We start from the raw sequence: 20531 nt of genomic DNA, 5'->3' as shown, positions 1-20531 counted from the left end.
GGTTGAATCGCCTAGCTAGAGCGGACACTCCCCAATAGATAGGCAGATCTTTCGTGAGCGATGACAACCCCACCGCAGACGCAGGTTCCGGCGGGCCGATGGACCCCGGCGGCGGCGGCGCGGGCCTCGGTGGCGAGGGCATTTCGGGGGTCTCGATCACCACCGAGATGGAGAAGTCGTTCCTCGGCTACGCGATGAGCGTCATCGTGAGCCGTGCGCTGCCGGACGCGCGGGACGGTCTCAAGCCGGTGCACCGCCGCATCCTCTACGGCATGCACGAGGGCGGCTACGAGTGGAACCGCCCCTACAAGAAGTCGTCGCGCATCGTCGGCGACGTCATGGGTAAATATCACCCCCACGGCGACCAGGCGATCTACGATGCGCTGGTGCGCATGGCGCAGCCCTTCTCGATGCGCGTGCCGTTGGTCGACGGGCAGGGCAATTTCGGCTCCGTCGACGGCGATTCCCCCGCGGCGATGCGATACACCGAGGTGCGTCTCGAAAAGGTCGCGACGCAGCTCCTGGAAGACATCGACAAGGACACCGTCGACTTTCAGGACAACTACGACGGCTCGGAAAGCGAGCCGTCCGTTCTGCCGGCGCGCTTCCCGAACCTTCTCGTCAACGGCGCCGGCGGCATCGCCGTCGGCATGGCGACCAACATCCCGCCGCACAATCTCGGCGAGGTGATCGACGCGACCATCGCGCTGATCGACGATCCGGCGCTCAGCATCGCCGAGTTGATGGAGATCGTGCCGGGACCGGACTTCCCGACCGGCGGCATCATCCTCGGCCGCTCCGGCATCCGCTCCTCCTACGAGGTCGGCCGCGGGTCGCTTCTCATGCGCGGCAAGGTGCGCGTGGAGCAGATGGGGCGCGACCGCGAGGCGCTGATCGTGGACGAGATCCCCTACCAGGTGAACAAGGCCACCATGGTGGAGAAGATCGCCGACCTCGTGCGCGAAAAGCGCGTGGAGGGCATCTCCGATCTGCGCGACGAGAGCGATCGGGACGGCATGCGCGTGGTGATCGAACTGAAGCGCGACGCCAACGCCGACGTCGTGCTGAACCAGCTCTACCGCTACTCGCCGCTGCAGACGACGTTCGGCGCCAACATGGTGGCGCTCAACGGCGGGCGGCCGGAGCAGCTCAATCTCAAGGACCTTCTGACCGCCTTCATCTCCTTCCGCGAGGAGGTGATCGCCCGGCGCACCAAGTTCCTGCTCGCCAAGGCGCGCGACCGGGCGCACGTGTTGGTCGGCCTCGCGGTGGCGGTCGCCAACATCGACGAGGTGATCCGCCTCATCCGCACCTCGCCCGACCCGGCGACCGCGCGCAGGGCGCTGATGGAGCGCAACTGGCTGGCGGAGGAGATGGCCCCGCTCATCGCCCTCATCGACGATCCGCGTCACCGCCTCAACGAGGACGGCACCATTCGCCTCTCCGAAGAGCAGGCCCGCGCCATCCTCGATCTGCGCCTGCAGCGCCTGACCGCCCTCGGGCGCGACGAGATCGGCGACGAGCTGCAAAAGCTCGCCGAGGAGATCGCCGACTATCTCGACATCCTGTCCTCCCGCGCCCGGGTGCAGACGATCGCGAAGGACGAGCTCGGCGCGGTCAAGGAGCAGTTCGCGACGCCGCGGCGGACCGAGATCGTCGAGGGCGGCCCGGATCTCGAGGACGAGGACTTCATCAACCGCGAGGACATGGTCGTGACCGTGTCCCACGCCGGCTACATCAAGCGCGTGCCGCTTGACACCTACCGGGCGCAGCGGCGCGGCGGAAAGGGCCGGTCGGCGATGTCGACCCGCGACCAGGACTTCGTGACGCGCCTGTTCGTGGCCAACACCCACACGCCGGTGCTGTTCTTCTCCTCGCGCGGCATCGTCTACAAGGAGAAGGTGTGGCGCCTGCCGCAGGCGGCGCCGCAGGCGCGGGGCAAGGCGCTCGTCAACATCCTGCCGCTGCAGGAAGGCGAGACGATCACCTCAATCCTGCCGTTGACCGAGGACGAGACGACGTGGGCGGACTACGACGTCCTCTTCGCCACCACCGCCGGCAACGTGCGGCGCAACAAGCTGTCGGACTTCACCAACGTGAACCGCGCCGGCAAGATCGCCATGAAGCTCGAAAACGGCGACGGGATCGTCGGCGTGCAGATCGCGACGCCGGACGACGACGTGCTCCTCACGACCGCCTTGGGGCAGGCGATCCGCTTCCCGGTGTCCTCGCTGCGCGTCTTTGCCGGGCGCACCTCGATGGGCGTGCGCGGCATCGCCCTCGGCAAGGGCGACACGGTGATCTCCATGTCGATCCTGCGCCACTTCGAGACGACGCCCGCCGAGCGCAGCGCCTACCTGAAGATGCGGCGCGCGGTGGCCGGCGAGGCGGCCGAACCCGCCGACGCCGGATCCGAAGAGGGAAGCGACGAGACGGTGGTGCTCGGCGACGAGCGCTATGCGGTGATGAGCGCGGCCGAGGAGCACATCATCACCGTGTCTGAGAACGGCTACGGCAAGCGCACCTCGTCCTTCGAGTTCCGCGTGACGGGCCGCGGTGGCAAAGGCATCGCCGCGATGGTGGTGAACGAGCGCAACGGCCCGCTGGTGGCGAGCTTCCCGATCGACGACAACGACCAGATCATGCTCGTGACCAACGCCGGCCAGCTGATCCGCGTGCCCGTGGACGGGGTCCGCATCGCCGGTCGCAACACGCAGGGCGTCATCGTGTTCAGCACGGCCGACGACGAGCATGTCGTCTCAGTCGAGCGCGTCACCGAGGACGAGGACGAAGACGGTGATGAGGACAGCACCGGCGAGGCCGGGAGCGACGGCGAGGGCGAGGCCGAATAAGGCCTCACCTCACGCTGTCGGGGTGTGTCCGCCGGCCGGTGCCGGGGCGGACGGGGGTGTCGTCCTCAGTTGGTCACCCCGGCGGCGCTGACGCGGGTCAGCGTCGAGACGCCACGGACGGCATCGTGGTCGGCGATGGTGATGAAGCGGACGTGCTGGCTCGACGCTTCGCCTTCGGACCAGGCGAGGCACTCGGACGTGATGTTCGGCCAGGACTGGTTGGCGCACAGGGTATCGCTGACGATCTTGAAGCGATCGCCCTTCCTGGCAGGCGCATCGGACGCCATCGACCCGCCGAGCGTCGCGGCGGCAACGAGAACACCGGCGACGATGCTGGCGGTGATCGGGGTCAGGATACGGCGATCTGCGTTCATGGTTACCCTCCAAAACTCGGTTGCGGCATACCCAGTAGTTAACCTTGCACCGGGCTTGCCGCTGTGATCCGCATCACAGCTCGGACGATCGGGGCATCGAGCTGGTGTTGCGATATCAACGCTACTAAGTGGCTCTCTATTCCCACCCCCGTGCGGTTTTCGCAGAACCGCCGGCGACGGTGGGTCTCGAGCGCCAAGCGGCACACGGTGGGAACAACGCAGAAATAATGAACCGGTTCCGAGAGTAACAATGCGAATTTGTTAGCTCTGATTTACCCTGGGCAAATGAGTCGTCGACGCGGCTCGTTCAGAATCGTTAAGATAATCTGGAGAGCGATCTCGGTTTTCGGCAGGTCGTTAACAAAGTGGACGAGACTATGCGCGTGGCGTTCTACCCTGGTTCCTTTGATCCCGTGACCAACGGACACATGGATGTGTTGCGACAGGCCTTTCGCCTCGCCGACAAGGTGGTGATCGGGATCGGCGTCCATCCGGGCAAGACGCCGATGTTCTCGTTCCAGGAGCGCGAGGACATGCTGCGCGAGTCGCTCTACACCGTCGCCGGCAATCTCGGCGATCGGCTCGAGGTGGTCTCGTTCCGCAATCTCGTGACTCAGGCGGCGGCGGACGTCGGGGCGACGCTGTTGATCCGGGGGCTTCGCGACGGGACCGACCTCGACTATGAGATGCAGATGGCCGGCATGAACGCCACGTTGCAGCCGCGGCTGCTCACCGTCTTTCTTCCCGCCTCGCCGCCGGTGCGCCATATCACCGCCACGCTGGTGCGGCAGATCGCGCAGCTCGGCGGCGACGTGACCGCGTTCGTGCCGGAGACGGTGGCCGAACGACTTCGGTTGCGTTACCCCGGCTGACCGGGCCGCAGCCGGTGGCGGTCGCAGAACCGCATCGGCCAGACGACCAACAATGAGGAGCCAATCGATGATTTCCCGCCTGCTCGCAGCCGCCGCCATGGCGCTGTGCACCACCGCCTACGCGGCCGCCGCCGATCCGGAGAACACGCTCATCCTGGAGCTCGAGGACGGCAACGTCATCATCGAGCTCCTGCCGGACCTCGCGCCGAACCACGTCGAGCGCATCAAGACGCTGGCGCGCGAGGGCTTCTACGACGGCGTGCCCTTCCACCGCGTCATCCCGGGCTTCATGGCCCAGACCGGCGATCCGACGGGCACCGGCGCCGGCGGCTCCGACTATCCGGACCTGAAGCAGGAGTTCAACAACGAGCCGCACGTGCGCGGCATCGTGTCGATGGCCCGCACCATGGATCCCAACAGCGCCAACTCGCAGTTCTTCATCATGTTCGACGCGGCGCCGAGCCTCAACCGCCAGTACACGGTGTTCGGCCGCGTGCTCGACGGCATGGAGTATATCGACGGGCTGAAGGCCGGCACGATGCAGAACAACGGTGCGGTGTCGAACCCCGACCGCATCCTCAAGGCGCGCATCGGCGCCGACGGCTGATTGAGCGCCGTGCCAGCGGGGGTCGCCGACGGCGACTCCCTGTCCGACTATGATTTCGAGCTGCCGGACGCGCGCATCGCGCTGCGCCCGGCCGAGCCGCGCGATGCCGCCCGGCTCCTGACCTCCTACGCCGACGGGCGCCTCGAGGACAGGATCGTGCGCGACCTGCCGCAGATCCTCGCCCCCGGCGACCGTCTCGTGGTGAACGACAGCCGCGTGATCCCTGCCCGCCTCGTGGGCGAGCGGCTGCGGCCGGCCGGCACCGCGCGGGTGGAGCTCACCCTCCTCGTGGAGGACGAGCCCTTGCGCTGGACGGCGTTCGCCAAGCCCGCCAAGCGCATCGGCGAGGGCGACACACTGCGCTTCCCCGTCCCGGGCGGCGTGGTGGAGGGGCGCGTGGAGGCGCGCACGGGGCCGACCGTGACGGTGCGCTTCGCGGCCGATCCGCTCGCCGCCGGCGCGATGCCGCTGCCCCCTTATATCGCGGCGAAGCGCGCGCCCGACGCCCGCGACGAGAGTGACTACCAGACCGTCTATGCCGACCCTCCGGGCTCGGTCGCCGCCCCGACCGCCGGGCTCCATTTCACCGACCGCCTGTTCTCGGCGCTCGCCGAGCGGGGGATCGGCCTCTCGCGGGTGACGCTCCACGTCGGGGCGGGCACCTTCTTGCCGGTCAAGACCGAGCACCTCAACGAGCACGAGATGCACGCCGAGTGGGGCACCGTGTCGGCCGCCACCGTCGCCGAGATCGCCGCGACCAAGGCGGCGGGGGGGCGGATCGTCGCCGTCGGCACCACCTCGCTGCGGCTTCTGGAGAGTGCGGCGGGGGAGGGGGTGCTCGCGCCCTTCACCGGCGACACGCGCCTCTTCATCCGCCCCGGCTTCCGCTTCCACGTGGCCGATGCTCTTCTCACCAACTTCCATCTGCCGCGCTCGACGCTGCTGATGCTGGTGGCAGCGTTCGCGGGGCTGGCGCGCATGCGGGCGATCTACGCCCACGCCCTTCGCCACGACTATCGTTTCTATTCCTACGGCGATGCGTCGCTGATCTTCGCGGACCCCCGATGAGCTTCACCCTTCTCGCCCGCGACGGGGGCGCCCGACGTGGCCGCCTCGCGACGCCCCACGGTGTCGTCGACACGCCCACCTTCATGCCCGTCGGCACGCAGGCGACGGTGAAGACGATGCAGCTGCGCGACGTCGCGTCGACCGGCACCCAGGTGGTGCTCGGCAACACCTATCATCTGATGTTGCGACCCGGCGCCGACCGCATGGCCCGCCTCGGCGGCCTCCACCGCTTCATGGGGTGGGACAGCACCATTCTGACGGACTCGGGCGGCTTCCAGGTCATGAGCCTGTCCGACCTGCGCCGCGTCGACCCGGAGGGGGTGACCTTCAAGAGCCACGTCGACGGCTCGATGCACCGCCTGACGCCGGAAAAGGCGGTTGAGATTCAGCTGAAGCTCGGTGCCGACATCCAGATGCAGCTCGACGAGTGCGTGCGGCTGCCCGCGCCCATCGAGGAGGTGAGGCGGGCGAACCGGCTGTCGCTCGACTGGGCGGCCCGCGCCCGCCGTGCCTTCCGCGCCGAGGCCGCGGAGGGGCTCCTCCAGTTCGCCATCGTGCAGGGCGGCACCGATCGCGACGAGCGGGTGCGCTCTGCCGACGGGATCGTCGACATCGGCTTCGAGGGCTACGCGATCGGCGGTCTCGCGGTGGGCGAGCCGCAGGCGGAGATGTTCGAGACCGTCGAGATCACCGAGCCGCATCTGCCGGCCGACGCGCCGCGCTATCTGATGGGTGTCGGCACCCCCGCCGACATCATCGGCGCGGTGGAGCGCGGCATCGACATGTTCGACTGCGTGATGCCGACGCGCGCCGGCCGCCACGGCGTCGCCTACACGTCTGAGGGCAAGCTCAACCTCAAGAACGCCCGGTTCGCCGAGGATATGTCGCCGCTCGATCCAGAGAGCGACTGCCCGGCGGCGGCGGACTATTCGCGTGCCTATCTGCACCATCTCGTCCGGGTGGGCGAGCCGCTCGGGGCGACGCTCCTCTCCTGGGCCAACATCCATTTCTATCAGCGCCTGATGCGCGAGCTGAGAGAGGCGATCGAGGCCGGCCGCTTCGCCGAGACGGCGCGGCGGTGGCGCACCGTCTGGCCGTAGGCGCCGCCAGCCCGCCGTAGCGGGCGCCTCTACGCGAGGCGCGTCGGGTGGGGCCGCCGCGCGCCGCTAGAACACGTCCCACTCAACCTGGATCAGGTTGAGTGGGAAATGCGTGCTCGCTCTCCAGATCTGGCGCGATTGCTCTTCGCTCAAGTTGATCCAACCTGAGCGGCAAGCGCGCTAGACGAGGATGTCGCCGACGATGTCGTTGAACGTGACGTTCTCGATGGTGACCGATTGGCCGGCGGCGAGGGCGATGACGAGATGCGGCCCCTGTTGCGTCGCCGCCGCCCGCGCGGACTGCAGCGTCATGTCGAAGAAGCCGAGGTGCAGCCGGTCCACCCCTTTCTGGAAGTCGTGGATCACGTCGTGGTCGGTGCGCGGGACCATGTAGAAGGTGTCGGCACCGGGGCCGCCCCAGAGATCGTCGTTGCCCGGGCCGCCGTTCAGCACGTCGTTGTGCGCGCCGCCGTCGAGGCTGTCGTTGCCGGGCTCGCCGAACAGTCGGTCGGCGCCGTCGTGGCCGGCGATGCTGTCGTTGTGGTTGCCGCCACGCATGAAGTCGTCGCCCTGGGCGCCGAGGAGGAGATCGTTGCCTTCCTCGCCCTTCATCAGGTCGGCGCCGGCGAGGCCGGAGAGGGTGTCGCTGCCCGGACCACCGTCGAGCTCGTCGGGTTGCGGGCTGCCGACGAGATAGTCGTTGTTGGCCTCGCCGTAGAGAAAGTCGCCGCCGGTGCCGGCATAGAGCGTGTCGGCGCCGATGCCGCCATAGATGGTGTCGCGGCCGGCATCGCCCTTGAGGAGGTCGTTGCCGGTGGCGCCCCAGAGAAAGTCGTTCTCGCTGCCGCCCTCGAGGACGTCGTCGCCTTCCTGACCGTTGAGGCGATCGGCGCCGGCCTGACCGAGGAGCGTGTCATCGCCGCTGCCGCCTTCGAGGGTGTCGAAGTCGGCGCCGCCGTCGAGCTCGTCGCGATCGCCGTCGCCGCGCAGGAGATCGCGCCCGGGACCACCGCGCAAGGTGTCGTTGCCCGACCCGCCGACGGCGCGATCGTTGCCGCCTTCGCCCTCGATGAGGTCGGCTCCCGGACCGCCGTTGAGGCCGTCGCCCCATTCGCCGCCGTAGAGACGGTCGTGACCGCCTTGGCCGAACAGGGAATCGAAGCCGTCGCCGCCGTAGAGGATGTCGTTGTCGTCGCCCCCGTCGAGATAGTCGTTGCCGGCGCCGCCGTTGATCATGTCCGGGCCGATCTCGCCGGCGATCCGGTCGTTTCCGTCGTCGCCGAAGAGCGCGTCGTTGCCGTGGGCGCCCTGAAGGGTGTCGTTGCCGGGGCCGCCCCGCAGGATGTCGCGGTCGGCTCCGCCGTTGAGGAGGTCGTTGCCGTCGTTGCCATGGAGGGTGTCGACGCCGGCGTCGCCGAACAGGCGGTCGTTCTGGTCGTTGCCGCGCAGGCTGTCGTTGCCGGCGCCGCCGAAGAGGCGGTCGGCACGCCCGGCCCCGATTAGCGTGTCGCGCCCGTCGCCCCCGGTGAGGATGCCCACGACGATGCCGGCGCCGGTGAACTCGAACTTGTCGTTGCCGTCGCCGAGGTCGACGTCGCCACGGATGACGCCCCAGTTGGTGACGACCTCCTTGCCGTCGCCGCCGGAGATCGCGACGCCGGTGTCGGTCGCGGCGTCGATGGTGCCGGCGTTGATGATGGTGGCGTTCTGGTCGGCGTCGGTGTCGGTGCGCACGGTGGGGCCGGAGGCGGTGAGGATGGTGCCCGTATTGCGCAGCACGGTGCGGTTGCCGGCGCCGGTCTCGACGCCGCCGAAGGTGCCGATGATGGTGCCGGCGTTGGTGACGTCGGTGCCGGTCCCGTCGATGCGCAGGCCCACGTCACCGGCCTCGATGGTCCCCTCGTTGGTGAAGGTGTTGAAGTTGCCGTGGACGTAGACCGCCGAGAGGCCGGAGCGCAGCGTGCCGGTGTTGAGGCCGACGCCGAAGTGGCCGCCGAGGAAGATCGCGTTGGTCGCCCCCTCGATGAGGCCGCCGTTGGAGTAGGTGGCGTTGTTGCCGGTGAAGGCGACGGCGTTGGCCCGGTCGGAGACGAGGCGGCCATAGTTGTGGACGACGTTGTCGGCGCCCTCGATCAGCATCGTGACGGACGAGGAGGTGAGGGTCGCCTTGGTGCCGAGATAGACCGTGTTGCGCCCGGCGCCGGCAAGGTGCAGCGCCGTCGCCGCCGTGGAGGTCAGCGTGCCGTGGATATCGATGAAGTTGTCGGTGTAGCCGATCCCCAGCACCGCCTCGGCGGAGGCCGTGACCACGGCCCTCTCGTCGAAGACGTAGCGGGTGCCGCTTGCCGAGATGATGTAGCCCGCATCGGAAAAGCCGAAGGCTCGGTGCAGGCCGGAGATTGAAATCGTCTCCATGCGCCGGCTCCTCGTTGAGAAGAACGTGGCGCATCAGGGTGCGCCGCCCCCAATGTGGAGGCGGCACAACCGAGGGTAAACGCGTCTCGACTTAGACGGGCAAGCCTCGCGCAGCGTAGCGGGCGCTGGGACCCAGCGCTTCTTCGATCCGCAAAAGCTGATTGTACTTTGCCGTGCGATCGGCGCGGGCGAGCGAGCCGGTCTTGATCTGGCCGCAGTTGGTGGCGACGGCGAGGTCGGCGATGGTCACGTCCTCGGTCTCGCCCGAGCGGTGGCTCATCACCGCGCGGTAGCCGCTGCGCTGGGCGAGGTCGACGGTATCGAGCGTCTCGGTGAGGGTGCCGATCTGGTTGACCTTCACGAGGATGGCGTTGCCGACCTTCTTCTCGATGCCTTCGGCGAGACGGGTCTCGTTGGTCACGAAGAGGTCGTCGCCCACGAGCTGGCACTTGGCGCCGAGGCGCTCGGTCAGCATCGCCCAGCCGTCCCAGTCGTCCTCGCCCATGCCATCCTCGATGGAGACGATGGGGTAGGCGTCGACGAGCTCGGCGAGGTAGTCGACCATCTTCGCCGGCTGCAGCGTGCGCTGCTCGCCTTCGAGACGGTATTGGCCGTCGGCGACGAACTCGGTGGCGGCGCAGTCGAGCGCGAGGAACACGTCCTTGCCCATGTGGACGCCGGCCTGGCCGGCCGCCTCCATCACGAAGTCGAGCGCGGCGCGGGCCGAGGGCAGGTTGGGGGCGAAGCCGCCCTCGTCGCCCACATTGGTGTTGTGGCCGGCCTGCTTCAGCTTCGACTTGAGCGCGTGGAAGATCTCCGCCCCGGCCCGCAGCGCCTCCGCGAAGGAGGGGTAGCCGATCGGCATCACCATGAACTCTTGGAAGTCGATGGGATTGTCGGCATGCACGCCGCCGTTGAGGATGTTCATCATCGGCACGGGCAGGCAGGTGGCGTTGACGCCACCGACGTAGCGGTAGAGCGGCATGCCGGCGGAGGCGGCGGCCGCCTTGGCGACGGCGAGCGACACGCCGAGGATGGCGTTGGCGCCGAGCTTGGCCTTGTTGGGCGTGCCGTCGAGGCTGATCATCAGCTCGTCGATGTGGCGCTGGCGCTCGGCGTCGAGACCGGCGAGAGCGTCGAACAGCTCCCCGTTCACCGCGGCGACTGCTTCGCTGACGCCCTTGCCGCCGTAGCGCTCGCCGCCGTCGCGCTTCTCCACCGCCTCGTAGGCGCCGGTGGAGGCCCCGGACGGAACGGCCGCGCGGCCGATGGTGCCGTCCTCCAGCGTGACGTCCACTTCTACTGTCGGATTGCCGCGGCTATCCAGGATCTCGCGACCCACGATGTCGATGATGGCTGTCAAGCGATCCCCCATTTCGTCAGGTGGCGCCCGGCGGCGCCGATCGGTTGCCGTCCTGATAGCCGATGGCGGGGCGCGAACCTAGACCCGGATATGCGTGAAATTGATGGCGTGTGCCGTCAGTGCCGCGGCATGAGGCGCCCGCGGTCGGGTGCCGGTTCGAAGCTCACCTTGCGCAGCGCCTCGCGGGCTTTCTGCGAAAGGCTCGGCCGCGTCTCGCCGATGACCTCCTCGAGGAAGGGTGCGACGCGGGCGAAATGGCTCTGCCAGGTGGGTGCCGCGAAGCGCTGGGCGCGGGCGAGGGCGGCGGCGCGGCGCGGCGAATCGGGCGCTGCATAGTCGAGGATCGCGGCGCGCCAGGCGGGGCCGTCCGTCGGGTCGATCAGCTCCGCGGCGTCGCCCACGACTTCGCGGAAAACCGGTATGTCGGATGCGATCACCGGGGTGTCGACGGCGAGCGCCTCGGTGACCGGCATGCCGAAGCCTTCCACGAAGGAGGGCATCAACAGCGCGGTGGCATTGCGCCGCAGCACGTCGAGCGCCTCGTCCGGCACGGCGCCGGCCTCGTAGACGTGGCGGTCAAGGGCGCGGGCCCGGTCGAGCATCGCGAGGGTGGTCTGGGCCTCCCAGCCGCGCTTGCCGGCGATGATGAGCTTGGGCGCGGCGTCGCCGAACTCGGCCACGAGACGCTGCCAGATGTTGAGGAGGAGCAGGTGGTTCTTGCGCGCCTCGATGGTGGAGATGATGAGGAAATAGGGCGTGCGGACGAGGTCCGGAAGCTCGCTCATCCGGCTGCCGCCCGTCGTGTCCATGCCGATGTGGGAGATCGTGAGGAGCGGCGGCTGGGGGCCGAGCCAGGGGGCAAGCCGATCGGCGACGTAGCGGGACGTCGCGATGATCCCGTCGGAATAACGCGCCATCGTGCGGATCCGCGCGGCGCAGACCTCGGTCGATTTCGGGCGCACATATTCCGGATGGTCGACCGGAATGACGTCGTGCGCCAACGTCACCATCTTGATGTTGGGAAAGGTCTTCAAGCGCCCGATCGGCGACGGATTTTCCATCTTGTCGGGCGAGACGCGCAGGTAGACCACCGAGCGGCGACGGCTGGAGCGCTGCAGCAGCGGGCTGAGCGGCTCGCCCGCCCAACGGCTCGCCATCTGCTGGGCCCAGTTCGCAAGCGTGGAGGGCTTGCCGCTGTGGCGGCGGGTGCGGCGCTGAATGCGCTCCTCGCGCGACAGGTAGCCGAGCTTGGGCGCCGGCACCAGCTCGCCGCCGGAGAGGAATTTGTTGATGTTCTCGATCGCCTTGGCCGCGGAGAAGCCCTCCGCGCCGGCTGCCCAGGTGCGCTGCTGACGGTCGAGGAAGGTGGGGACCTGGTTGTCGGCGACGAGGCGCACGCTGCTGTTCAGCGTGACGACGAAGCGCGCATGGACGCTGCTGTGGCCGAGCAGCCAGCGGGCGTAGGCATATTCCACCCGCTCGATGCCCGTTGGGGCCGAGCGCCCCGCCGCACTGAAGAGGCGGGTGAGGTCGAGCAGGACGAGGGGTCGGCTCACGCGTAGGGACTCCGCTTTGCCATCGCGCTCCCAACGTCATACACGCTAATGGCAACGAGCCAAAACACTTCGGAGCCTCGCGTGGAGATCGTCCCGCTGGAAATCAAAGACGTTGTCCTCTTCCGGCCGGGCCGCTTCCAGGACGACCGCGGGTGGTTCGAGGAGACCTACAACGCCCGGCGCATGGCCGAAGCGGGCCTCGCGCTCGACTTCGTACAGGATAATCAAAGCTTGTCCAGGGCTGTGGGCACCATTCGCGGGTTGCATTTTCAGGCCCCCCCGTATGCTCAGGCGAAGCTGGTGCGCGTGGTGCAGGGGGCGATTTTCGACGTCGCCGTGGACCTGCGCCGCGCCTCGCCCACCTACGGCCGCTGGGTGGGGGCCGAGCTCAGCGCCGAGAACGGGGCGCAGCTTCTGGTGCCGCGCGGATTTGCGCACGGCTTCGTCACGCGCGAGCCCGACACGGCGGTCTGCTACAAGGTCGACGGCTTCTACGACAAGGCGAGCGAGGGCGGGATCCGCTTCGACGATCCCGACCTCGCCATCGACTGGGGCATCGATCCGGCGGCGGCCATGCTTTCGGAGAAGGATCGGGAGCTTCCCGCCTTCGGCGCGCTTGGCCCGATCTTCGCCTGACGCGGCGGCGGCGCTCGCCGCCTTCGGTGGCACGGCTCGGCTCGACGGCGCGGTCGTCGCGGATGGTGAGGTCCTGGACTTCGCGCCCCGAGCCGGCTTCGTGGTGGTGCGGGTGGCGCTCGCGCCGGGCTGCTGGCGCCTCCGCCTCACCCTCGCAGACCCCGCGGCCCTGAGGGTGGACGCCCTCACCGGCGACGGCCCGATCCCCCTGCCGGTGCCGGCGGTCGCGAAGGTGGTCGAGGCGCGCTTCGCGCTGTCGGCGCCGCTCGACGCCATCCGCCTCGCGCCGGTCAAGGCGGCGCGCCTCAAGATCGTCGCCTTCTCCGTGGAGCCGGCCCCGGCCTGGGCGTCGCTTCTGCCCGATTGGCGGATGGGGCCGGTGGCGTTGCCGCCGCGCCAGGCGGGCGAGGCGTCGCCCGAGACGGAGGTGGCGGGTCGGCGGCCGCCGGGCTGGGACGAGGCGATCACCATCGACGCGGTGGAGGCGGTTCGGATCGCGGGCACCCGCTTCGAGGTGGAGGAGGCGGGGGCGGTGCGGCTCGCCTTCGCGCCGCCGCTTCGCCCCGGCCTCTGGAGCTTTGCGGTGAAGGCCCTCACCGAGGACGGTGCGCCGGCTCTCGTCGAGCCGCGCATCCTGGCGCAGGGGGCGGCGTCTCCCCTCGACACCGCGGCGATCCTGCGGCCGGTCGCCGGCGCGCTGCACCGCGGGGTGGTGCGCCTCGATCGGCCGACGCCCGTCGTCGTGCTGCGTCCGCGCACCCAGAGCGGCGTCGTGGATCTGCGGGAGCTCCGCGTGCGGCGCTTGTCGCCGTGGGGGCGGATCCGCCTCGTCGTCCGGCTCGCGGGGGAAGCGGTCGGGCGACGGCTGCTCATGGCGACGAGCCGCCTCGCGACGAGCCGCGGCGGTGGTCTCGAGGCGGTGGCGCGTCTCGCGACACCGGCCGATCGGCGGCACCGCCGGGGGAGGGGCGAGGAAAGGGCGGCTCTGGCGCGCTGGCTCGCCCGCCCGGTGATGCGCGAGGGGCCGGTGCGGGTCGCGACGAGCGGCACGGTACCGCTGCCCGCCGGTGCCGTCGCTGCCGACGCGGCGCCGGCAGACGTCACCCTTCGGCCCGGCGAGCGTCTGACGGAGCCGGCCGTTGAGGCCATCCGCCGCGCGCCGCCCGGACCGGTGAGCGCCGACGCCGCGTGGCGCGTTCTCGGGCTCTCGTCCTCGCCGGAGCGCTTCGCCGCGCCCGACCCGATCCGGCAGCGGGCGGGCGGAGGGCCACTGCCGCTCGCCGCCGACGGCGCGGCAGGGGGCACCCACATTCCCTTCGTGCTGGTGGAGCGGCGCGGCGGCGTCTCCGTGGCGGCCCCGGCGGTGCGCCCCTCGACGGCGCGTCCGCCGGTTTCGCTGATCACCCCGACGCGGGATGCGCCCCACCATCTGGCGCGGTTCCTCGCGACGCTCTTCGCGCCCTCGGCGGACCCTCCGGAGTTGATCCTCGTCGACAACGGCAGTCGCGACGCACGCGCCTTGCGCCTTTTGGAGGAGGCCGCCGCCCGGCCCGAGGTGACGCTGATCCGCGACGACCGCCCCTTCAACTTCGCGGCGCTCTCGAACCTCGGCGCCGCCGCGGCCCGCGGCGACATACTGATATTCGCCAACAACGACATCGCCTTCACCGATCCCGCCGCCATCGACCGCCTCGCCGTCGCGGCGGCGCGTCCACAGGTCGGGGTCGCCGGGGCGCGCCTGCTCTATCCCGACGGACGCGTTCAACATGCGGGGCTGGTGCTCGCGGGAGAGGCGCGGGTTCGCCACCTCGAGCGCTTCCTCTCGGGCCGGGCGGGCGGCTACATGGGCCGGCAACGGATCGCGACCAGCGTCTCGGCGGTCACGGGGGCGCTGATGGCGCTTCGGGCGGAGCTGTTTTTTGCGCTTGGTGGCTTCGACGCGGCACGCTATCCGGTGCTTTATAACGACATCGATCTCTGCCTGCGGGTGCGCGAGCGGGGGCTCGCCAACTGCCTCGTGCCGTCGGCGACCGCGGTCCACCACGAGTCGGTCAGCATCGGCCAACAGCCCTCCGACGCGCTGTTTTCCCGCGGCGGCGCCATATGGCGTTGGGCACGGGCGGTCGAGGCGGAGCGGTTCCGCATGGACTGGGGCCCGGTGCTCGACCTTGATCCGTGCTATCCATCCGCGTTCGACCCGCTTGAAGCCGCCTTCGTGACACGGCGATGATGCGGACCATATGGCACGGGATCGATAAAGCGACGGGCCGGCATCGCCGGCCGAAGTGGAGTGCAAGTCGATGATCGGCAACGCGATCAGCGCGCAGGCGCGCATTCTCTACGCGGTGGCGGCGCGAGACGTCATGCTCAAGCACCGCGAGTCGCCGCTCGGCGTCTTGACCGCGGTCGTCGAGCCGCTGGCCACCATCGGCATGATGACGCTCGCCTTCAGCCTCATCCGTCTTCGCGACCCCGGTCTCGGCGACTACCTGATGCTCTTCCTGATGACGGGCATCATCCCGATCTCGATCTTCCGCCTGTCCTCCCTCGGCGGCGAGCGGACCTTCATGAAATTGCGGCGCTCGCTGGTGCTTCCCCACCTCGGGGTGCTGGATCTCGTCATCGGCGGGATCCTGGCGAACTTCCTCACGCTGGCGGCCCTGTTCCTCCTGATCACCGTATTCTTCAAGCTGGTGTTCAAGGTCGTGGAGCCGGAGTACTGGATTCTCTCGCTTTTCCCAGGCTTCTGCAATGCGCTGATCGGCTTCGGTTTCTGCATGGTCAACATGACGATCAAGTCATGGTTCCCGTTTTGGGGGAACATCTTCAGCATCATTACCACCCCGCTGGGCATCGCATCGGGGATGTTCTATACGGCTGATCGGCTTCCTCCACAGGTTGTCGCCTATCTGTACTACAATCCATTCATGCATTCGACGGAACTCACGCGGACGTTCTTCTTCCCTGAATATACAAGCCAATTCTTCGATCCGATCTACTATGGCGGGTGGGTCGTCGGATCGGTCGCCGTCGGGCTGCTGTGTGAGTGGATCTTTCGCTATCGGCTGATTGGCAGTAAGGCTTGAGTGGTGGTCGCCCGCGGTGGCCGCATATATAAAATAGTATAAGGCGACCCCATGCAGCCCGTTCGTAAAGCCGTGTTCCCCGTTGCCGGTCTCGGTACACGCTTTCTTCCCGCCACGAAGGCATTGCCGAAAGAGATGCTGACCGTGGTGGACCGGCCGGTTCTCCAATATGTCGTCGATGAGGCCATCGAGGCGGGCATCGAGGAATTCATCTTTGTCACCGGCCGCAACAAGGCGGTGATCGAAGATCACTTCGACATCGCCTACGAGCTCGAGGAGACGTTGCGGGCTCGGGGCAAGACGGCCCAGCTCGAGGCGCTGACGGCGGAGCTGCCGGAGGCGGGGACGGTGTCGTTCACCCGCCAGCAGGCCCCGCTCGGCCTCGGCCACGCGGTCTGGTGCGCCCGCAACCTCGTGGGCGACGAGCCGTTCGCGCTGCTGCTGCCGGACGTGATCATCAAGGCCGAGCGCGGCTGCCTCGCCCAGATGATGGACGTCTACAACACCCACGGCACCAACGTGATCGCCGTCGAGGAGGTGGCGCCGGAGCGGACCGACCAGTACGGCGTGGTGGAGATCGACGGCGACGGCGACGTCTTCAACGTCACCGGCATGGTGGAGAAGCCGCCGAAGGGAACCGCCCCGTCCAACCTCATCATCACCGGCCGCTACATCCTGAAGCCGCGCATCTTCGGCCTCCTCGAGACGCAGGAGAAGGGCGCCGGCGGCGAGATCCAGATCACCGACTCCATGCTGACCTTGATGCGCGAGGACGGCTTCATGGGCCTGCGCTTTGCCGGCACGACCTACGACTGCGGCTCCAAGATCGGCTTCCTCGGCGCCAATTTCGCCTATGCGCTCGATCGCGACGATCTCGGACCCCAGCTGCGCGCCCTGGCGGCGGATCTCCTCGGCTGAGCGGCCGCCGGGGAGCTTGTCCACACCTTGCGTCGCCTCTGTTGGGGGTGCGACGATTGGGGTGGCCTAACGGCATGGGCCTTGCTACGCTTCCATCTCCTCGAGTGGAGGGTGGCCATGAAGCTTGCCGTTTCGGCCTTTCTTGTGGCGTTTCTCGCCTTGAGCGGCGCCGCCCAGGCGGATCCCGATGCGGTGCGGCAAACGATCCGCGCCCAGCTCGACGCTTTCAAAGCCGGCGATGCGAAGGCCGCATACGCTCTGGCCGCGCCCTCCCTCAAGCGCATGTTTCCGACGCCCGAGCGCTTCATCACCATGGTGCGGCGAGGCTACGCGCCGGTCTATTACGGCCGCTCGCCGGTCTTCCTGCGCTCCCATGCGATCGACGACGGGCGGTTCGCCCAGGAGGTCGGCATCGTCGACCAGTCCGGCAAGGCGTGGACCGCGCTCTACACGCTGGCGCGGCAGCCCGACGGGAGCTGGCGCATCACGGGATGCTATCTGCGCGAGGCGGCCGGGCAAAACGTCTGAACCTTTCCACCCTCAGCGGTTGACGCGAGCCGATCGGTCGACTATTTCGGCGTCTCACCGGGGGCGCATAGCTCAGTTGGTAGAGCAGCTGACTCTTAATCAGCGGGTCCAAGGTTCGAGTCCTTGTGCGCCCACCATCCCCCTCCCATCCCGCTGTGACGATCGCCGCCCGGCGGATCGGCACGCCGATGCTCCGTCGTCCGGCCGAAATGCCGATGGCGCATGCTCCCGCGCCCGCACGCCCTCCCGGCACCGCCGGGATGATCCGCCTGCCGGCCATCGCCACCATGCGAACGGCATCGCCACGCAAACGGCATCGGCCGCCTTCGCGCCGAGCCTTCCCGGTACGCCATGGACGGAGGCGCTATGGACGAAGGCGTGAGGAATCGGATCAAACAGTCGTTGCGACGAGAGAGCCGGACATGTCCGTGCCGGCGTGGCGCCGCCCCTCCCCAGACGTCGACAATGGAACGAGACATGACAAGCCTTCCGCAAAGCCGCCGCCGGCGTCCGTTGACAGCTCTCGTCCGCCGCGCGGTGTGGCTCGGCGCGCTGGCCGTCGTCGGCGTCCTGACGGGCTCTGCGTCGTCGTGGGCGCAGACCCCCGACGCCCTCACCGAGGTCTATCGCGACTGGACGGTGCGGTGCGCCAAGCAGAACGACACGCGCCGCTGCTGGATGGTGCAGGCGCTGTCGCGGGGCGAAGCCGGCGAACGCATCCTGCAGATGGAGATCGCCCTCCTCGACGACGACGTGACGATGGTGCTCTTGACGCCGCTCGGCGTGCTCCTCTCCGAGGGCACCGCCGTCAAGGTGGACGAGAACGCGGAGCGCACCCTCTCTTACCGGATGTGCGTGCCGGCGGGTTGCATCGTCGAGACCAAGCCGAGCACGGCCGAGATCGCCGAGCTGCAGCGTGGCGGCAAGATGAGCGTCCGCTTCGTGCTGGCGCAGAACAACGCCAAGCTTCAGCTCGACATCTCGCTGGCGGGCTTCTCGGCCGCCTATACCCGCCTCACCGCCCTCGCGAAGGGCTGACGACGGTCAGTGCGCCGGGCCGAAGCGCTGGGAGAAGCGGCGCAGCGCCATCCGCGGATAGATCGAGCCCGCGTTCTGCGGCGGCGTTCCCGACACGCCGAGGGATAGGAGCTGCGCGGCGGCGAGGGAGACGGCGTTGTCGTCGACTGCGGTCAGGGTGGCGCCGGGCGCCTGCGGCCCCGCACCGGTCAGGAGGGCGGCGAGGATCGTCGCCGGAAGCGCGGCATCCGGGCAGCCCTGCCGGTTCCACGCCGCACGGTCCACCGTGGTGCTCTCCCACGTGAGCGTCGGCGCTTCGGGCAGGATCAGGCCACCGCGGTCGAGGACGAGAAGATCGGCCGCGTCCTCCCAGCGCTCCGTCGCCGCGGCGGTATCGAGAGCGCCGGGCAGCGGATCGTTGATCACGATGGCGCCCGCCCGCAGCGCCTCCGGTATGACGACGTCCGCGGCCCCGGCGGTGAGGATCACGAGGCTCGCCTCGTTGATCGTCGGGTCGACCTGACGCGTGCGCGAGAGGGCGAGCTTCGTCTCGCCCGCAAAGCCGAACTCGCCCCTGAGGTCGAAGGCCAGCGCTTCCACGAACGGCTCCTTCGCGGCGAGCTCGGCGAGGATCATCGCGTGAGGATGGCTGGTGCGGCGCATCAGGCGGCGCACCACGCCGGTGCCGATCGAGCCGAGCCCGATCACGGCGACGTCCTCCTCGTCGATGGCGCGGCCGGTGTGGGCGAGCGCCGCCTCGATGGCGAGGGTGATGCTGGCGACCTCGTAGGCGTGGCCGGTGGTGATGATCGTCGTGCCGCCCTTGCCGCGCGCGCTGTCGGCCACCGCCGCGCCGTAGCGCGAGACGGCGGGGAGGAGCCCGGTCAGCGCGACGCAGCGCGCCCCGTCCGCTTCGGCGAGGAGGCAGGCCTCGCCGGCGAGCTCCACGGCGTCGGCCCGGCGGGCGCCGACGTCGTCGGCGAACATCGGCAGAGCGAAGAGGCCGATGCGTCCGGCGAAGGTCTCGATGCTGGCGACGCGGTGCGGCCGGCCCTCCATGAGCCCCTCGGTGAGCGCGGTGCGGCCGTCGGCGGCGATCGGCGCGTTCGCGGCGAGGGGGATGATGGCGGCGGCATCGAGGGGAGGGCGCTCGGCGTGCCGCCGCACCGGGGTGGATGCGCCGAGAGCGGCACGGTCCGGCGCGATGCTGAGCGCGGCAAAGGCGCTGAGGGCGTCGAGAGCCATGTCCGTCTCGACGCCGAAATCGACGAGGCCGGCGATCTCCGTCACACCGGCGTCGGCGAGCGCGGTCACGACGGCGCGGCAGTGCGCCCGATCGCCGATCAGCGACGCCGTCTCGACGATGTCGCGACAGCGCGCGGCGGCGGCCTCGCCGCGCCGCGCCGTCAGCCACCGGCGCAGCGGCGCGACGGCGGAGCGCTCCACCCGCGCCGCGTCCTCGCTCACGAAGGTGGGTGCGGTGACCGTCACCACGCCGCCCGAAGGGTCGAAGCCGTGCTCGCCGAGGCTCGTATGGTAGGCGCCGACCATCGCGCCGATGCGCTCCACCGACGTTTCGGTGAGGTCGACGAGCACGTTGGTGCCGAGACGGCCGGCGAGCACGAAGCCGGCCTCGTCCTGCGGGGCGAGCCACAGGGTGAGGTTGCGCTGCAGCGGTGCGCCCGCGCGGTGCGACGCCTCGGCGGGGATGCCGCGCCAGACGCGGCGCACCGTGTCGGCGGCCTCGGCGAGTGCGGTGGTCGCGTCGGCCGTCAGCGCGAGATCGATGCGGCCGCCGGAGAGATGGTCGACCATCGCCCAGTCGCGCACGACGGCGGCCGGATCCTGCGGCAGGCGCAGCGGGCCGGCCCGCAGGCGGATGCGGCGGGTGAGCACGGCGATCGCCGCGGCGGCGATCGCCGGATTGGGCGAGGGCGCTGCGACGATGCGGTGATCGTTGGCGAGCCACACCGCGCGCAGTCCGGCGACTTCGGCAAAGCGTCCCGCCTCGGTGATGAGGCGATGTCCGTCGCCGCTGCCGGCTTCGGCGCCGCTGCCCGACAGGGCGAGGCTCAACGTCGGATCGGACCGCACGATCACTCCCGTTCTTCCCGATCCCGCGCCGGAGAGGCGCGGGGC

At 69.3% G+C, this 20531-nt stretch carries 16 protein-coding genes and 1 tRNA gene; 12 read left to right on the top strand and 5 right to left on the bottom strand.

Annotated features, from left to right (window positions below; translation table 11 throughout):
• The first annotated feature begins 98 nt into the window (after positions 1 to 98).
• A complete protein-coding gene (gene gyrA / locus JCR33_RS05415; protein ID WP_198881242.1) occupies positions 99 to 2852 on the top strand; it encodes a DNA gyrase subunit A in 2754 nt (917 codons plus the stop codon).
• Between the two features lie 65 nt (positions 2853 to 2917).
• Here gyrA and JCR33_RS05410 read toward each other — a convergent pair whose 3' ends face one another.
• Positions 2918 to 3226 carry a hypothetical protein gene (locus JCR33_RS05410; protein WP_198881001.1) on the bottom strand — a complete coding sequence of 103 codons (309 nt, stop codon included), beginning with the start codon at positions 3224 to 3226 and terminating at the stop codon, positions 2918 to 2920.
• 377 nt (positions 3227 to 3603) lie between these two features.
• Here JCR33_RS05410 and coaD point away from each other — a divergent pair, with 377 nt between their 5' ends.
• The 4 genes from coaD to tgt all read left to right on the top strand — a co-directional run bounded on the left by coaD (position 3604) and on the right by tgt (position 6873).
• The gene (gene coaD, locus JCR33_RS05405; protein WP_198881000.1) at positions 3604 to 4098 is read left to right on the top strand and encodes a pantetheine-phosphate adenylyltransferase; all 495 of its coding nucleotides are present in this window, start codon (positions 3604 to 3606) and stop codon (positions 4096 to 4098) included.
• Positions 4099 to 4165: 67 nt separating this feature from the next.
• Entirely contained in the window at positions 4166 to 4705 is a 540-nt protein-coding gene (locus JCR33_RS05400; protein ID WP_198880999.1) for a peptidylprolyl isomerase, read from the top strand.
• Complete coding sequence (queA, locus tag JCR33_RS05395) at positions 4706 to 5773, top strand: tRNA preQ1(34) S-adenosylmethionine ribosyltransferase-isomerase QueA (RefSeq protein WP_232372281.1); 1068 nt, start codon at positions 4706 to 4708, stop codon at positions 5771 to 5773.
• On the top strand, positions 5770 to 6873 hold the full coding sequence (gene tgt / locus JCR33_RS05390; protein WP_198880998.1) for a tRNA guanosine(34) transglycosylase Tgt: 1104 nt from the start codon (positions 5770 to 5772) through the stop codon (positions 6871 to 6873). Before queA ends, tgt begins: the two co-directional genes overlap by 4 nt.
• A 180-nt stretch (positions 6874 to 7053) precedes the next feature.
• Here tgt and JCR33_RS05385 read toward each other — a convergent pair whose 3' ends face one another.
• The 3 genes from JCR33_RS05385 to JCR33_RS25465 all read right to left on the bottom strand — a co-directional run bounded on the left by JCR33_RS05385 (position 7054) and on the right by JCR33_RS25465 (position 12207).
• Positions 7054 to 9288 (bottom strand): calcium-binding protein, encoded by a 2235-nt coding sequence (locus JCR33_RS05385; RefSeq protein ID WP_198880997.1) that lies wholly within the window; start codon positions 9286 to 9288, stop codon positions 7054 to 7056.
• A gap of 91 nt (positions 9289 to 9379) precedes the next feature.
• Positions 9380 to 10651, bottom strand: a complete 1272-nt coding sequence (gene eno / locus JCR33_RS05380; protein ID WP_198880996.1) for a phosphopyruvate hydratase — start codon at positions 10649 to 10651, stop codon at positions 9380 to 9382.
• Between the two features lie 116 nt (positions 10652 to 10767).
• Positions 10768 to 12207 carry a glycosyltransferase family 4 protein gene (locus JCR33_RS25465; RefSeq protein ID WP_198880995.1) on the bottom strand — a complete coding sequence of 480 codons (1440 nt, stop codon included), beginning with the start codon at positions 12205 to 12207 and terminating at the stop codon, positions 10768 to 10770.
• Between the two features lie 48 nt (positions 12208 to 12255).
• Between JCR33_RS25465 and rfbC the strand changes: the two genes are divergently transcribed.
• The 7 genes from rfbC to JCR33_RS05340 all read left to right on the top strand — a co-directional run bounded on the left by rfbC (position 12256) and on the right by JCR33_RS05340 (position 18413).
• The gene (rfbC, locus tag JCR33_RS05370) at positions 12256 to 12843 is read left to right on the top strand and encodes a dTDP-4-dehydrorhamnose 3,5-epimerase (RefSeq protein ID WP_198880994.1); all 588 of its coding nucleotides are present in this window, start codon (positions 12256 to 12258) and stop codon (positions 12841 to 12843) included.
• A complete protein-coding gene (locus tag JCR33_RS05365) occupies positions 12824 to 15073 on the top strand; it encodes a glycosyltransferase family 2 protein (RefSeq protein WP_198880993.1) in 2250 nt (749 codons plus the stop codon). The genes rfbC and JCR33_RS05365 overlap by 20 nt, the downstream gene beginning before the upstream one ends.
• Positions 15074 to 15143: 70 nt before the next feature.
• Positions 15144 to 15929, top strand: coding sequence for an ABC transporter permease (locus tag JCR33_RS05360; RefSeq protein WP_198880992.1), 786 nt, complete (start codon positions 15144 to 15146; stop codon positions 15927 to 15929).
• 51 nt (positions 15930 to 15980) lie between these two features.
• Positions 15981 to 16847 (top strand): UTP--glucose-1-phosphate uridylyltransferase GalU, encoded by an 867-nt coding sequence (galU, locus tag JCR33_RS05355; RefSeq protein WP_198880991.1) that lies wholly within the window; start codon positions 15981 to 15983, stop codon positions 16845 to 16847.
• 117 nt (positions 16848 to 16964) lie between these two features.
• Entirely contained in the window at positions 16965 to 17375 is a 411-nt protein-coding gene (locus JCR33_RS05350; protein WP_198880990.1) for a DUF4864 domain-containing protein, read from the top strand.
• Positions 17376 to 17436: 61 nt separating this feature from the next.
• Positions 17437 to 17512: transfer RNA gene (locus JCR33_RS05345), tRNA-Lys, on the top strand.
• Positions 17513 to 17888: 376 nt separating this feature from the next.
• Complete coding sequence (locus JCR33_RS05340) at positions 17889 to 18413, top strand: invasion associated locus B family protein (RefSeq protein ID WP_198880989.1); 525 nt, start codon at positions 17889 to 17891, stop codon at positions 18411 to 18413.
• A gap of 6 nt (positions 18414 to 18419) precedes the next feature.
• Here the strand turns inward: JCR33_RS05340 and JCR33_RS05335 are convergent, their stop codons facing one another.
• Complete coding sequence (locus JCR33_RS05335; RefSeq protein WP_211110081.1) at positions 18420 to 20486, bottom strand: LLM class flavin-dependent oxidoreductase; 2067 nt, start codon at positions 20484 to 20486, stop codon at positions 18420 to 18422.
• Positions 20487 to 20531 lie beyond the last annotated feature (45 nt).

This window comes from Acuticoccus mangrovi (assembly GCF_016411865.1).
GTDB lineage: Bacteria > Pseudomonadota > Alphaproteobacteria > Rhizobiales > Amorphaceae > Acuticoccus > Acuticoccus mangrovi.
This window is presented reverse-complemented; position numbering and strand designations above follow the sequence as displayed.

Coding starts and splice junctions, on each gene's coding strand:
- gyrA (WP_198881242.1), top strand. CDS start 99: ATGGACCCCGGCGGCGGCGGCGCGGGCCTCGGTGGCGAGGGCATTTCG.
- JCR33_RS05410 (WP_198881001.1), bottom strand. CDS start 3,226: ATGAACGCAGATCGCCGTATCCTGACCCCGATCACCGCCAGCATCGTC.
- coaD (WP_198881000.1), top strand. CDS start 3,604: ATGCGCGTGGCGTTCTACCCTGGTTCCTTTGATCCCGTGACCAACGGA.
- JCR33_RS05400 (WP_198880999.1), top strand. CDS start 4,166: ATGATTTCCCGCCTGCTCGCAGCCGCCGCCATGGCGCTGTGCACCACC.
- tgt (WP_198880998.1), top strand. CDS start 5,770: ATGAGCTTCACCCTTCTCGCCCGCGACGGGGGCGCCCGACGTGGCCGC.
- JCR33_RS05385 (WP_198880997.1), bottom strand. CDS start 9,288: ATGGAGACGATTTCAATCTCCGGCCTGCACCGAGCCTTCGGCTTTTCC.
- rfbC (WP_198880994.1), top strand. CDS start 12,256: ATGGCAACGAGCCAAAACACTTCGGAGCCTCGCGTGGAGATCGTCCCG.
- JCR33_RS05360 (WP_198880992.1), top strand. CDS start 15,144: ATGATCGGCAACGCGATCAGCGCGCAGGCGCGCATTCTCTACGCGGTG.
- galU (WP_198880991.1), top strand. CDS start 15,981: ATGCAGCCCGTTCGTAAAGCCGTGTTCCCCGTTGCCGGTCTCGGTACA.
- JCR33_RS05350 (WP_198880990.1), top strand. CDS start 16,965: ATGAAGCTTGCCGTTTCGGCCTTTCTTGTGGCGTTTCTCGCCTTGAGC.